The following is a 13572-nucleotide window of genomic DNA, read 5'->3' on the forward strand; positions in this document are numbered from 1 at the left end:
TGCGCGGGAGACGATCATGAATTGCAATGGCCAAACGGGGATGCGCGGCGCGGCGAGACGAAAGGAGCGCGGTGCCGTCGCAATCATGGTCGCCCTCGCGCTCGTCGCGCTCATCGGGTTCGTCGGGCTCGCGCTCGATCTCGGCAAGCTTTACGTCGTCAAAAGCGAGCTGCAAAACAGTGCGGATTCGTGTGCACTCGCAGCTGCTCGCGAACTGACCGGCGCAACGATCGACCTGTCCGTGCCGGAAGCGGCCGGCATCTCCGCTGGCCACTATAACTACGCCTTTTTCCAGAAAAATCCCGTTCAGTTGTCGGTCGACAGCAACGTGACGTTCAGCGATTCGCTGAGCAACCCGTTCTTGACGAAGAGCTCCGTTTCCAATCCGGGCACGGTGAAGTTCGTCAAGTGCACGACCGAGCTCACGAATATATCGAACTGGTTCATCGAAGTGCTCGATGTGCTGCCTGGTGTGTCGATCGCGAATGCAGACGTGTCGGCGTTCGCGGTCGCGACGATCAGCCCCGCCCAGACGACCTGCGCGATCCCGGTGTTCGTTTGCAAGGCAGGCACGCAAGTGAACCCGCCCCTTGCCGGACAGAGCTACTCGGTTGGACAATGGATCGAATCCAAGATCGGCTCGCCCCCCGGCTATGGCGCAGGCAACTTCGGGTGGGCAGCACTCGACGGTAGCACCAACGCGGTTTCGATCCGAAACGAGTTGACCTCGAACTACTGCAGCCTGCCCGCCACCGGGTCGTCCGTCGGCTCGCCCGGTAACAAGCTGACCGACGACGGGGCGTGGAACAGCCGCTTCGGCATCTACCAGAACCCCTACAAGCAGGCGAGTGCAACGCCGGACTTCACGGGCTTCGCCTACACGGCCACGACCTGGCCAACGAAATTCTACGCATATCCCGACTTCGTCAAGCAGCGCGCAAAGTTCTCGGCCTATCAAGGCGATGGCACCACGGGGCTCAAAACAGCGGGTTCGTCGTCGACAACCGCCTATACGGCGGGCGCGGATCGACGGCTGGCCCTCGCACCCGAGGTGGACTGCACGCAATTGCTGAGCAGCCACAAGGCTCCGATTCTCTGGTGGGACTGCGTCCTGATGCTCGATCCGATGGAAAGCGGCGGCGGCGCAGGGCCCGTTCACCTCGAATACGAGGGTAAATCGACAGACGCGAGCGTGCCATGCGCGACCCATGGCGTCCCCGGCAACAGCAATTCCGTCGGGCCTCTCGTTCCCGTGCTCGTGCAATGAGCGAGGCAGCCATGAAAGCACGCCAGTTCAAACAGAGATCCCGCAAGCGTACCCGCGGCGCGGCCATGGTCGAGTTCGCCATCGTCCTGATTCCACTCATCGTATTGGCGATGGGCGTGGCGGAGTTCGGCCACGCAATCTGGCAATACGATGCACTGACCAAGGGTACCCGAGACGCGGCGCGCTATCTGTCGACCTATCTGCCAACCGATCCCAGCTACCCGATCTCGGAGGCGAAGTGCCTCGTCGTCTATGGCAGTACGACATGCGGAGGGACACCGCTCGTCAGTGGCCTCACAACCGCGATGGTCACCATTTGCGATGCCAGCAGCTCGGCGGGATGCACCGATTCGACCGACCCCACATCGTTTTCGAACGTGCCCACCTACGACACGAACAACGGCGCGGCGGGCGGCGTGCAATCGGGCAGCATCAGCCTGGTCGAGGTGAAGATCGCGGGCTTCCCGTACACCCCGATCGAGCCGTACTTCAAGCTCGGGACCTTCAACTTCGACAACATATTCACCGTCATGAGGCAGGTGTCATGAACGCGCGCGCTTATCCCCTTGCTGCGTCGCGCCGCCGGCAGCGCGGTGCCGCGATCGTCGAATTCGGCATCGTCGCGGCGGTGTTCTGCACACTGCTCATCGGCATCTTCGAGTTCGCCCGCGTGCTCTATTACTGGAACACGGCCAGCGAGGCGGTACGCCTCGGTGCGAGGACCGCAGTCGTCTGCGATGCCGACGCGACCGTCGTCAAGCAGCGCATCAAGAAGCTGCTGCCGCTGCTTGCCGCCGCGAACGTCGATCTCGCGTATACCCCGTCAGGCTGCGACTCCGACGCGGACACCGCGCGCAACAGTTGCACTTTCGTCACGGTCAGCGTCACCAATGTCAGCGTGCAAACCATGATTCCATTCATTCCGCTCACGCTCACCATGCCACCGCTCACCACCACGTTGCCACGCGAAAGCCTCGCCACCTCGACGGGCGGCACGGTTTGCCAATAACCCCTGACAGCTTTTCACACGATCATGATCGACATACTCAGCATTTCGAAAGACGCCTCGCGCCTCACAGAGATCGTGAGGTTGATCGGCACATGTGGCAACTATCGCACCACGCGGACCGTCGGCAGCCCTTCTCAGCTGGCACAGCGAGGCGATGGCCTCGACGCGTTCGATGTCCTCATCGTCGATGCCATCTCCCTCGATGACGCGGAGCTTGCCGTCATCGCCGAGCTCAACCAACGCCACGACCGGCTCACCTGCGTGCTGCTGACCCCCGACGCATCGCCGCAGACGCTGATCGCCGCCATGCGGGCCGGATTCCGCGATGTGCTCGGCTGGCCGCTCGATCAGCACTCGCTCAGCGAGGCTCTGCTGCGCGCCGAGAGCAAGCGCTCGCTCAGCGGAGGCCGTGAAACGCGCATCGTGTCGTTCATCGCCTCCAAGGGAGGCAACGGCACGACGCTGATCGCGAGCAACGTGGCCCATGCAATCTCCACGAGCCGGCAAAAACGTGTTCTCTTGATCGATCTCGACCAGCTTTACGGCGATGCGGCATTTCTCGTGACGAGCGAAACACCACCGTCCACGTTGCCGCAGATGTGCGACCAGATCGAGCGGATGGACTCGGCGTTTCTCGATGCGAGCCTGTTGCGCGTGAGCGAGACGTTTCACGTGCTGGCCGGTGCGGGCGACCCCGTGAAAGCGGGCGAGCTGCACCATGAACAGCTCGAATGGCTTCTCGGCATCGCGGTCCCGCGCTACGACTTCGTCATCTTCGATCTGGGGCAATTGGTGAACCCCCTGTCGATGCTCGCGCTCGACAAAAGCGACGAAATCCACATGGTGCTCCAACCTGGAATGCCCCACGTACGCGCCGGCAGACGTCTGCGCGAAATCCTGGGCTCGCTCGGCTATGGGTCCGACAGCCTGCGCCTGCTGCTGAACCGCCACACGCGCGATGCAGAGCGCGCACGCGCAACGCTCGAAGAGGTACTCGACATGTCGCCCTATCAGGTGCTGCCCGAGGACGCCGACGTCGTTCGCGCAGCGCTCGAAGAAGGCGTACCCGTTTCAAGCGTCAAGCGTTCGAGCGGCATCGCGCGCGCCCTGCAGCAACTGGCCGACAACATCGTCGATCGCGTACCTGCAGCCGCGCGCGGGCGTGCGCGCACCGAAGCACGTCCGCTGCGCCTTTTCGGGCGTAGCGTCGCGCCGAAGCTCAAGACCATGTAAGCAAGGATGGGGAGAGGATCATGTCGTTACGTGAGCAGATATCCGGGCAATTCGTAAAATCGTTCGGCGAACGCAACGGTGCGCCGGGAAACAGTATGGCCCGGTCCGCCTATCAGACTCTCAAACGCGACGTGCACCACGCGGTGCTCGATCGCGTCGAACTGGAGCGGCTCTCGCGCATGCCGACCGAACAGGTGCGCGACGAGATCGGCGCACTGATCGCTCGGATACTGGACGAGGAACGCGTGCCGGCGAACGACCAGGAGCGCAAGCAGCTCATCGTCGACGTCTACGACGAGATGTTCGGCTTCGGCCCTCTGGAAGCATTGCTGCGCGATCCGACCATCTCCGACATTCTCGTCAATACGTCCCGACAGACCTACATCGAGCGCAAGGGGAAGCTCGAGCTGACCGACGTGACGTTCTATGACGACGCTCACCTGATGAAGGTGATCGAAAAGATCGTTTCTCGCGTCGGCCGGCGTATCGACGAATCGAGCCCGATGGTCGATGCCCGGCTGCCGGACGGCTCGCGCGTCAACGCGATCATCCCCCCCTCGGCTATCGACGGCCCTCTGGTCTCGATCCGCCGCTTTTCGGTCAATCCGCTTAAAATCTCGGACTTGGTCGACCTGCAAACGCTCACGCCGCCAATGGCCGAGCTGCTCGACGCACTCGCACGCGCAAAGGTCAACATCCTCGTCTCCGGCGGCACCGGCAGCGGTAAAACAACGCTGCTCAACATCCTGTCCGGATTCATTCCCGAAGACGAGCGCATCGTCACGATCGAAGACGCCGCCGAATTGCAGTTGCGGCAACCGCATGTGCTGCGGCTCGAAACGCGGCCGCCGAACATCGAGGGACGAGGCGAAATCACGCAACGCACACTGGTGCGCAATGCACTGCGCATGCGTCCCGATCGCATCATCCTCGGCGAGGTGCGCGGCGCGGAAGCGCTCGATATGCTCGCCGCAATGAACACCGGTCACGAGGGTTCTCTTGCGACGATCCACGCAAATACGCCTCGCGACGCGCTGACCCGGCTCGAAAACATGATCAGCATGGCCGGCATGGGATTGCCGCCGAAAACGATGCGCCAGCAGGTCGCCTCCGCGATTTCCGTCGTCATTCAGGCCACGCGGCTGACCGATGGCCGGCGCAAGATCGTCAGCATTCAGGAACTGACGGGGATGGAGGGCGAAATCATCAATATGCAGGAGATTTTCGCGTTCAAGCGCTCCGGGGTCGACAAGAACGGTTCGGTGCGTGGCTGCTTCTGCGCGACCGGTGTGCGGCCCAAGTTTGCCGAGCGGCTGCAGGCGTTCGGCATCCACTTGCCAGACGAGCTCTACGATCCGTCCCGCCGCTACGAGACGACCTGACCCGCGCCCAAGGAGGCCGATATGGACTCGATTTTCTATGCGTTTATCGTCTTGCTCTTCGTAGCCGTCGTGCTCGCGCTCGAAGGCGGTTACCTATGGTGGAACAGCCGCCATGGAGCTGCTGCGCTACGCATTGAAGCTCGCATCCGCTCGCTCTCGGCCGGCGGACAGGTTCAAAAAGAACGCCTGACGATCCTCAAGGACCGGATGCTGCGCGAATCGAACGCGCTCGAAAAGCTTCTCGCGCAGTTGCCTCGCATGCAGACGCTCGATCTATTCATCCATCAATCGGGCATGAGTTGGTCGTCCTCACGGCTCATCGCAACCAGTGCGGCCTTGCCGGTCGTCGTGTTGGTCGTCGGCTTGGTTCTGCCAGTGCCCGTTCTCCTGGTTCCGCTGGTTGCGCTGGCAACGGGCGCACTGCCCTACCTCCAGGTGCGCCGCCGCCGGGCGAAGCGGCTCGCGAAGATCGAGAAGCAGTTGCCTGATGCTGCCGATGCGATCAGCCGCGCGCTGCGCGCCGGCCACTCGTTTCCAAGCGCAATCGACATGGTGGCCACGGAATTCGCCGAACCCGCCGCCGGAGAATTCCGCCTTATGTTCGATGAAATCAACTACGGGGTTCCGCTCAACGATGCCTTGCTGAACCTCGCCAACCGGGTTCCCATACGGGACCTGCGCTACTTCGTGATCGCCGTGCTGATCCAGCGCGAAACGGGCGGCAATCTCGCCGAGGTGCTCGACGGCATCGCGTTTCTGATCCGCGAGCGGTTCAAGCTCTTCGACAAGGTCCGTGTGCTGGCCGCCGAAGGCAAGCTATCGGCATGGGTGCTCGGCTTGCTGCCGTTCATCACAGCCGGCGCGATGTCGGTCCTCAATCGTGCGTTTCTCGAGGTCTTATGGACCGATCCCGCTGGGTTCAAAGTGCTCGGCGTGATGGCCTTTTTGATGGTGGCCGGCATCTATTCGATGCGCCGCATCATTCGCATCCGCGTATGACATCCGCGCCCGTGGGGCGCGGTCGATGACAGCAAGGAGGATCCATCGTGCAATCGCCCAACTCCATCAACATACTGCTTTTTATCGGCCTCTTTGCGTTCGTGTCCGCGGGCGTGCTAGGCGCCATGCTGATTATGTCGCCGCGCGACATGAAAAAGCGCATCGAGCAGGCTGGGGGCCTCGCGCCGTCGGGCCTGTCGGCTCCCGGGGAGACGACCACCGGTGTCTGGTTGCAAAAGATCGCCGATATCTCTCAGCCGATCGCCAGGCTCTCGACTCCCAAGGAAGGGTGGGAAAATTCCGCCCTGCGCGTGCTCCTGATGAATGCAGGCTGGCGCTCGCCCAATGCCTCGGCCATTTACTTCGCGGCGAAAACAGCGCTTGCGCTACTGCTGCCGCTAACCGCGCTGCCGTGGCTCGCCCGCACGTCGCTCGCGGCTACGCCGATGGAAATGGCAGGCGTGCTCGTCGTACTGGGCGCCTGCGGCAACTATTTGCCGAATACGATCCTCAGGCGGCGCGTGAAATTGCGCAAGCGCACGATCTTCGAGGACTTTCCCGATGCGCTCGATCTGCTGACAGTCTGCATCGAAGCCGGTCTCAGTCTCGATGCGGGGCTCATGAAGGTCTGCGAGGAAATCAAGATACGCAGTGTCGTCGTCGCGAGCGAACTCGAACTGATGCTGCTCGAAATGCGCTCCGGATTCACGCGCGAAAAGGCGTTGCGTAATCTGGCACTGCGCACCGGTGTCGACGATATCGATTCATTCGCGACGATGCTGATCCAGGCCGAACGTTTCGGCACGAGCATCGCGGATTCGCTGCGCGTACTCTCGGACACGCTGCGCACGCGCAGGCGCATGCGCGCCGAAGAGCAAGCTGCCAAAATCGCACTGAAGCTCCTGCTCCCGCTCGCGTTCTGCATCTTCCCGGCGTTGCTGACTGTATTGCTGGGACCCGCGTTCATTCACGTCTATCGGGTTCTCCTGCCGACCATGACGGGCTCGGGCGGTTGAACCGAAAGCACGAACAGCAACCCTGAAACCGCAAGCGCTGACGCCGAGCCGCCAAAGCGCCCCCCCCTCGAAACGACTTGGCCCTTCGCCGCACGACATGGTAAATAAACATTCGACCCATGCGTGCACCGAAGGAGCCAGCCGTGATCCGTAAAACCCTCAATGCTTCCCGCTTGCGGGATGAGGTATCCCGTCGGATCCACCGCATCCACGAACTGGTGGAGGACGGCGTCAAGATAAGCGTGCCCCGGCCGCAGAAACAAGAGCCCGATGCTTCAGGCTGCAATTGGACGATGAAGCATTTCGGCAATGCGGTGGGTTACGAACGGTTCGTCGCCGAGGTGCTGAAAGCAGTCCGCGCCGAATACAACCTCTCCGACGACAGCGAGGCGAAAGACGTCCGCGATCCTTTCGGCGGTTAGCCCGCGCCGGCCGGCGATCTAACGGCCGCTTGCCCGACCGGACTCCGCTTGCAGGTTGCGCGTTCTCGAAGCATCGCCTTCGCCGGGGATGATTGCGGCCGCGTCGCGCGCGTCGCGCACCTGGCGCGGCTGTTCGCCAATATCGGGAGCCGGCGTCCGCATGAACGCCTGCACAAGCAGCTTCGCCGCGGCGCGGATCTGCCCGAGGCGGTGCCGATACGAAAGCGCACGCCATAAGCGGGCCGGATCGAATTCGGCATAGCGCGCCTCGCGTTCGATGAGCGCCTTACTGCCGGGCAGGTGCAGGAATTCGCACCGGCTGAACCAATTGAGATTACGGTGTGTATTGCCCGGCCAATGGCGGCCCACCGCCTGATAGGCTCCGACTTCCACGACCGATTGCCCCTGCTCCACGAGCAGGCAAAGCGCCGCCGAAATGAACGCTTCGTCGCCGTGATGATTGAGGTGGCCGATTTCGTCGATATAACGGCGGAAACAAGGCCTCGCCTGATCGACGAGGCGCTGGAGGAATGTCGCGGTACACAGTAAAAACTCGCCGCCGTACCAGCGCGGATTGACCAGGGACCGCCCCGCCGCAATTTCCAGATCGGCAATGACGCGCGGACTGCCGTACGCTGGAAACACCTGATCCGAAATATCGAAGACCCCCGCGCCGAGCGTCGCCGCACGATCGACGATCCCGCGCCCCAGCGGGCGCAACGCCACCATGTCGGTATCGAGCAATAAAAACAGCGCGTCGCGCGGCATGCGCTTCGCCACCTGCGCCATCAAATCGAGTTTGAAATGCGCCGCATAAAACGGCGTGGTCTTGGGCAAAGCCGTATGTGTCGTCTCGAGCTCGTGCACGACTGGTCGAGCGTTCTCGGGCACCGCGGCAAGAACGCTGTGAACCGTATCGACGGCGTTCGTAAAGATATTGAGCCGGGGCATGCCGGCGCGCAGCAGCGACCTGTTCAGGCACACGGCCTGCCGCACATACGAAGTGGGATCCTTGCCCCGCCAGTTCGGGCTTGCGGCTGCCCCGCTGTCGAGATAGACGAGCGAGCACGGCATGATCTGCCGGGATGCTGTGCGCTGCAAATCCGCCAAGCGCCAAGGATCAGAGATGTGTCGTCTCGTCATTTGCGGTATCCGCCGCCCTGAATCACGACCCCCAACGCAATCCCCGTGCCCGCCAGCGGCGGTACATGTGCGTCGAGCGGCGCGGCCCCGTCCCGGATTCGTCGATCCGGCTCCGGTGGCAATGCGGGCTCTCTTTGGTTGGTCTCACGATTATCCTCACTATAACCTTGCCGTTTTCGCCATGTTGGCGTCAGCGTGCGCCCAACGATGTGAGCCATCGAACGCTTTCACGCCGATATCCGCGTTTCATCGTTCGAATCGCGGCCTCGGGGCAATTTGCGCCACAATGACGAGACCGGCACAATGCCTTTTGTCCCTTTTCCGCCATGCCGCTCTCCGCGTTCATACCGTTTACGCCTGGCACCCTTTGGCGTTCCATAGTGCGCCGATCGAAACATGCCATCGAGTCGGGCGCGCTGCATTCGATCGATACCGTCGCGACGACCATCGAAGCTCGCGGCGTGCGCTTCGTGATACGGCAAGTGTCGAGCCTAGCGCGTAAGGCGAGCGAACGCCGTCGCCAAGGCAAGCAAGACGAGCGAGGCGAACGTGAGACCCCTTCGGCCGATCCGTTCCTCCCCTACGATCCGGATCTATTTGTGGCCGATGTGTCGCCAACCCATGTCGCGCTGCTGAACAAATTCAATATCGTCGAGCACCACCTCGTGATTCCCACGCGTGCCTTCGAGGAGCAGGAGAACCTGCTCGGCTTGGCCGATTTCGAAGCGTGGTGTGCCTGCCTCGCCGAATTCGACGGCCTCGGCTTCTATAACGGCGGGGACGCAGCCGGAGCAAGTCAGCGGCACAAGCATATGCAGATCCTGCCGTTGCCGCTCGGCCTGGACGGCACGGGCGTCCCGATCGAAACGCTTTTTCCCGATGCGCAGCAGGGCGAGCAGGCCAGTACGCTGCCGCAGTTGCCCTTCGAGCATGCATTCACCTGGCTTACGCCCTCGGCGCCCGAGCGCGCCGCACGGGTGGCGTTCGAGCGCTACGAAGCACTGCTGGACGCGCTCGACCTCGGTGTCGAGCGCCACGACGCATCGGCTTGTCCGCCACAGCGCGCGCCCTACAGCCTGCTGTTCACCCCGCGCTGGATGCTGCTCGTGCCGCGGACGACGGAATGCGTCGAAGGCATTTCGATCAATGCGCTGGGCTTTGCCGGGTCGCTCGTGGTACGCGATGCCGCACAAATGGAGACGATCCGGCAGCTCGGCCCGTTCGAAGTGCTGCGCCGCGTCGCGCGCGAACCTGGCTCCGGTGTGTCGTCGGAATGAACGTACGTGTCGATTCTCCAGACTGCTCGACGATGTCGAAAACCTCTTTTTTCCGCGGCGCGGCTCGCATGGCGATCGCGTCGCTGTGTATCGCGCTCGCGGCATGTGCGTCCCTATCGCCGAGCTCGCGCGAGGCGCTCCATCGCGATCCCATTGCGCTGTTCCCGCTCGCGGCTTACGACCAGAATGTCGACCGCTGGATCGACCCGTCGAGCCCCAACTCCGATCAGCCGTTTCTGAGCCCGCCCGAGCAGCGCGCCCATCTCGACGCGTTCTACGCGCGCTACTTCGGCACGCAGGCGAACGATCCTTCGCCCTGGAACGGCGCGTTCATCGCGGCGCGGCTCTACGGTCAGGGGGGAACGGATATCGCCGATCTCCAGCGCAGACACATCGCTCTTTACGACAATACGGGCAAGAGCGAACGGCGCATCGGCTATGGACAGAACTATCGGCCGCATACCGACGCGTGGATCGATTCCATCGAAACGAACATGGATATCGCACAGTTCACACGAACCCCTCGCTATAAGGAAGCGGCGCGCGCGATCGCCACCGACAATCTATTCGTGCGCGAACTCCCGACGACCGACCCGTCGTACTACTCGCACCAACTCGCCGGCGAGGGCTATCCGTTCGATAACCTGCAGGTGACGGCCGTCAGGCCCGGCACGCCGCTCTATGTGATCGGCCGCAGCGCGGATCGTGCTTGGGCTTACGTGCAAACACCCGATGTGCAGGGATGGGTGCAGGCGCCGGGTGTCGCGAGCGTCGACGAAGCCTTCGTCTCGCGATGGCGTGCGACCGCGCGCGCGGCATGGGGTGCGGTCATCGCCGCGTCGGTCCCGGTCAGCGACGACACCGGCGCGTTCCGCTTTTACGCCCCCGCCGGCACCGTGCTGCCCTTGGCGACGCCGAGCTTACCGGGTGCCGACGCGCCCCGAACCGGCGCTTATCCGGTATGGGTCCCCGTGCGCGACATCGACGGCCATGCCGTCATCCATCGCGCCACGCTGCGCGCTTCCGAGATCGCGCCGATGCCGTTCGCCGCGACGCCGAGACATTTGGCGCTGCTGATGAAAGCGCTGATCGGGCGCCCGTACGGTTGGGGCAACTTGGGGCTTTATAACGATTGTTCGTCCGAACTGCAGAGCATCTTTGCTGCGTTCGGCGTATGGTTGCCGCGTCACTCATCGACCCAGATGGGCGCGGGCCGCATGACCGATCTATCCGGCGCCAAACCCGCCGAGCGCATCGCATACCTCGTCGAGCATGGCGCGCCGATGCGCACACTCGTCTATATCGGCGGCCACGTCATGCTCTACCTGGGCAATACGGTTCGGGACGGCCAGACCGTCCCGCTCGTCTATCAGGACATCTGGGGCCTGCGGCCGGCCGATAACAGCCGGCGCGCCGTGATCGGCGGCTCGGTGATTTTTCCGCTTTTACTGAGCATTCCGGAAGACCCCCTTTTGCAATCGCTTGCCGCCACCCCGGTGTTCCAAATCAGCATCCTCGGCGAGCCGAGAGGCGCGACACCCGCCCCGGACGAGGACAACGCGGCGGGCTGACGGGCCCGCCCCCGCCCCTATTGGGGCAACGTCTCGCCGCGCGTCTCCGGTGCGAAGGGAATGATGAAAAGGCCGACGACGAACGCGATCGCCGTCAACGCGACGGGCACGCCCAGCGTATGTGTCTGCACGACGGCGGCGCCGAGCAGAAAATTGACCCCGGCGCCGACGAAACGGCCGAACGAAGTACAAAAGGCGAACGCCGTTGCCCGGACGCGCGTTTCGAACTGCTCGGGCAACCACAGGCTGAACAGCGCGAAATTTCCGCCAAAAAAGCCCAGCGCGAAAAGCCATGCAATGAACGGCGCAAGGCCGTTCGGCAAGTAGAAGGCCCAGCCGAAGCTTCCGACGATCGAAACCGCCATGCCGGCAAAGTAGAAGGCGAGCGTCTTTTTGCGGCCGATGCGCTCGGCGAGCGGCGGCAACGCGAGGCAGCCGAGAATCGTGCCGATCGACAGCAGACCCGTTGCGAGCGATGCCGTCTTCATCGCATCGGCCTTGCCCATCCCGGCCTTCACGGCGAGCTGGATGACGGCCGACGGCTCATAAACGGCACCGGCCCAGAGCCCGACGATGGCAATGGTCAGCAATGCGCACGCTACCCAGGTTCGGCGCCGATAGCCGGCGCCCAGAATCTCACGCAGCGGGTGCGAATGCACGACGCGCGCTTCGACCTTCTGCCACTTCTCCGGCTCTTTCACGCGCAGCAGAATGAGGATGGCGACGACGACGGGGACGGCGCCCGTCAAAAACATCGCGCGCCAGCCGAAATGCACGCCAATGGTGTAGTTGAGTGCGGCCGCGAGGAAAAAGCCCGCGTAGTATCCGGTCTGCAGGTAGCCCGCGCCCATCTTGCGGCGGTCCTCCGGCCATGCTTCGGCGACGTACGTGCCCGCAAGCGCCCATTCGCCGCCGATCCCGACCCCCGCCAGGAATCGAAAGAAGCCCAGTTGCCAGACATCGTGGGCGGTGGCGGAAAGACCCGTGAAAATTGCGAACGTGAAGATCGTCCCGGCCAGCACCTTGGTACGCCCGAAGCGGTCGGCGAGCGGCCCCCAGATGAAGGACAACCCCCAGCCCACGAGGAACAGAGCAAAAAGAATCGAGCCCGCGAGCCCGATGTTGGCCGGCGTTGCCGCGTAGCCGGAACGCGGCAGCAATTCCGTCAGCGCGGGCGTCAGCACCAACGCATAGATGAACGAATCCATCCCGTCCAACGTCCATCCGGCCCACGCGCCCCAGAAGCCCGCAATCTGCGAACGATTGAGCGGCGTGCGACGTCGCGCGGCGCGCGCGCTATCGGTTATCGAATTCATCAGACTCCTCCTAAGGTACCGTTCGACGGTTCAGCCCCGCGGAACTCCCCGTGCATGCCGCCCAGGGTTTGTCCCATTTCTATATCGAATATTTTGTATATAATATCGACCATGATGAACGAAGCAACGGATCGTTTACCCTTGGGCACCGGCGACGCGCTGCCGCGGGGCACCCTCTCGATCGCGCCGCGCACGAGTGCGGCGAAAATGGTGGCCGACGCGTTGCGCGCGGCCATCGTCGACGGCACGCTCGCACCCGGTGCGCCGCTCCGGCAAGACGCGCTCGCGCGTCACTTCTCCGTCAGCGCGATTCCGGTTCGCGAGGCGCTGCGCCAGCTCGAAACCGAGGGCTGGGCAAAAGTCGAAATGAACAAGGGCGCGACGGTGGCTCCGTTGAGCGCGGACGAAGCACGCGAGATCTACGAGATCCGGGCCTCGCTGGAAAGCCTCGCCATCGCGTGCGCGATTCCGGCGCACACCGACGCGACACTGCACGACGCTCAAGCGCTTTGCGAGGCGGCACGCCTGGAGCCCGATCCGGCGCTTTACGTCGCGCGCAACGAGGCGTTTCATATGAGCCTCTATGCGCCGTCACGGCGCCCCCAGCTCATCGAACTGATCACCACCCTGCATCGCCGCGGCGAGCGCTACCTGCGCGTGAAGTTCGGCCTGCCCGATCACAAAAGCGTGTCCGATCGCGAGCATGCGGCGTTGATGCGGGCGATTCGCAAGCGCGACATCCCCACGGCGCAGAAATTGTTGAGCGCGCATTTGCTTGGTACCGGAGAATTGCTCTACCGCCTCCTGCGCGAAAGCGGGAACGAGAACATGAATGCGTCCGGCTCAGCAACGAATGCCAACGCGGCACATAAGCGCCGCGCGGCAGCGCCAAAATTGCTGAAAGACTGATCGCCGTGCGCTCCCTCACCGAGCCACC

The 13572-nt window shown here is 63.2% G+C and carries 13 protein-coding genes; 11 read left to right on the top strand and 2 right to left on the bottom strand.

Annotated elements, in window-relative coordinates; all coding sequences use genetic code 11:
* Positions 1-16: 16 nt before the first annotated feature.
* The 8 genes from VGL01_RS01190 to VGL01_RS01225 all read left to right on the top strand — a co-directional run bounded on the left by VGL01_RS01190 (position 17) and on the right by VGL01_RS01225 (position 7328).
* Positions 17-1267, top strand: coding sequence for a TadE/TadG family type IV pilus assembly protein (locus tag VGL01_RS01190; RefSeq protein WP_331566245.1), 1251 nt, complete (start codon positions 17-19; stop codon positions 1265-1267).
* 11 nt (positions 1268-1278) lie between these two features.
* Entirely contained in the window at positions 1279-1815 is a 537-nt protein-coding gene (locus VGL01_RS01195) for a TadE family protein (protein WP_331566247.1), read from the top strand.
* Positions 1812-2276: a TadE/TadG family type IV pilus assembly protein gene (locus VGL01_RS01200; protein ID WP_331566249.1), complete on the top strand. Its 465-nt coding sequence runs from the start codon at positions 1812-1814 to the stop codon at positions 2274-2276. The genes VGL01_RS01195 and VGL01_RS01200 overlap by 4 nt, the downstream gene beginning before the upstream one ends.
* 24 nt (positions 2277-2300) lie before the next feature.
* Complete coding sequence (locus tag VGL01_RS01205) at positions 2301-3509, top strand: AAA family ATPase (protein WP_331566251.1); 1209 nt, start codon at positions 2301-2303, stop codon at positions 3507-3509.
* Positions 3510-3529: 20 nt separating this feature from the next.
* On the top strand, positions 3530-4891 hold the full coding sequence (locus tag VGL01_RS01210) for a CpaF family protein (RefSeq protein WP_331566253.1): 1362 nt from the start codon (positions 3530-3532) through the stop codon (positions 4889-4891).
* A gap of 21 nt (positions 4892-4912) precedes the next feature.
* Positions 4913-5890 carry a type II secretion system F family protein gene (locus VGL01_RS01215; protein WP_331566255.1) on the top strand — a complete coding sequence of 326 codons (978 nt, stop codon included), beginning with the start codon at positions 4913-4915 and terminating at the stop codon, positions 5888-5890.
* Between the two features lie 47 nt (positions 5891-5937).
* Positions 5938-6906, top strand: coding sequence for a type II secretion system F family protein (locus VGL01_RS01220; protein WP_331566256.1), 969 nt, complete (start codon positions 5938-5940; stop codon positions 6904-6906).
* Between the two features lie 143 nt (positions 6907-7049).
* The gene (locus VGL01_RS01225; RefSeq protein ID WP_331566258.1) at positions 7050-7328 is read left to right on the top strand and encodes a hypothetical protein; all 279 of its coding nucleotides are present in this window, start codon (positions 7050-7052) and stop codon (positions 7326-7328) included.
* Positions 7329-7346: 18 nt separating this feature from the next.
* Here the strand turns inward: VGL01_RS01225 and VGL01_RS01230 are convergent, their stop codons facing one another.
* A complete protein-coding gene (locus VGL01_RS01230) occupies positions 7347-8471 on the bottom strand; it encodes a hypothetical protein (RefSeq protein WP_331566260.1) in 1125 nt (374 codons plus the stop codon).
* 326 nt (positions 8472-8797) lie between these two features.
* On the opposite strand from VGL01_RS01230, the gene VGL01_RS01235 reads away from it, so the two are divergent.
* Together VGL01_RS01235 and VGL01_RS01240 are read left to right on the top strand one after the other, a co-directional pair.
* Positions 8798-9748 (top strand): phosphorylase, encoded by a 951-nt coding sequence (locus VGL01_RS01235; RefSeq protein ID WP_331566262.1) that lies wholly within the window; start codon positions 8798-8800, stop codon positions 9746-9748.
* 68 nt (positions 9749-9816) lie between these two features.
* Positions 9817-11319: an SH3 domain-containing protein gene (locus tag VGL01_RS01240; protein ID WP_331566264.1), complete on the top strand. Its 1503-nt coding sequence runs from the start codon at positions 9817-9819 to the stop codon at positions 11317-11319.
* Positions 11320-11336: 17 nt separating this feature from the next.
* Here the strand turns inward: VGL01_RS01240 and VGL01_RS01245 are convergent, their stop codons facing one another.
* Positions 11337-12635, bottom strand: coding sequence for an MFS transporter (locus VGL01_RS01245; RefSeq protein WP_331566266.1), 1299 nt, complete (start codon positions 12633-12635; stop codon positions 11337-11339).
* Positions 12636-12749: 114 nt separating this feature from the next.
* Here VGL01_RS01245 and VGL01_RS01250 point away from each other — a divergent pair, with 114 nt between their 5' ends.
* Positions 12750-13544, top strand: a complete 795-nt coding sequence (locus VGL01_RS01250; protein ID WP_331566575.1) for a GntR family transcriptional regulator — start codon at positions 12750-12752, stop codon at positions 13542-13544.
* Positions 13545-13572: the final 28 nt, after the last annotated feature.

It is taken from the genome of Trinickia sp. (assembly GCF_036503415.1).
Taxonomy (GTDB): domain Bacteria; phylum Pseudomonadota; class Gammaproteobacteria; order Burkholderiales; family Burkholderiaceae; genus Trinickia.

Bases quoted from the DNA above. Each gene is read 5' to 3' on its own strand.
- VGL01_RS01245 (WP_331566266.1), bottom strand. From the start codon at position 12,635: ATGAATTCGATAACCGATAGCGCGCGCGCCGCGCGACGTCGCACGCCG.
- VGL01_RS01250 (WP_331566575.1), top strand. From the start codon at position 12,750: ATGAACGAAGCAACGGATCGTTTACCCTTGGGCACCGGCGACGCGCTG.
- VGL01_RS01235 (WP_331566262.1), top strand. From the start codon at position 8,798: ATGCCGCTCTCCGCGTTCATACCGTTTACGCCTGGCACCCTTTGGCGT.
- VGL01_RS01240 (WP_331566264.1), top strand. From the start codon at position 9,817: ATGGCGATCGCGTCGCTGTGTATCGCGCTCGCGGCATGTGCGTCCCTA.
- VGL01_RS01230 (WP_331566260.1), bottom strand. From the start codon at position 8,471: ATGACGAGACGACACATCTCTGATCCTTGGCGCTTGGCGGATTTGCAG.
- VGL01_RS01195 (WP_331566247.1), top strand. From the start codon at position 1,279: ATGAAAGCACGCCAGTTCAAACAGAGATCCCGCAAGCGTACCCGCGGC.
- VGL01_RS01200 (WP_331566249.1), top strand. From the start codon at position 1,812: ATGAACGCGCGCGCTTATCCCCTTGCTGCGTCGCGCCGCCGGCAGCGC.
- VGL01_RS01205 (WP_331566251.1), top strand. From the start codon at position 2,301: ATGATCGACATACTCAGCATTTCGAAAGACGCCTCGCGCCTCACAGAG.
- VGL01_RS01215 (WP_331566255.1), top strand. From the start codon at position 4,913: ATGGACTCGATTTTCTATGCGTTTATCGTCTTGCTCTTCGTAGCCGTC.
- VGL01_RS01190 (WP_331566245.1), top strand. From the start codon at position 17: ATGAATTGCAATGGCCAAACGGGGATGCGCGGCGCGGCGAGACGAAAG.
- VGL01_RS01210 (WP_331566253.1), top strand. From the start codon at position 3,530: ATGTCGTTACGTGAGCAGATATCCGGGCAATTCGTAAAATCGTTCGGC.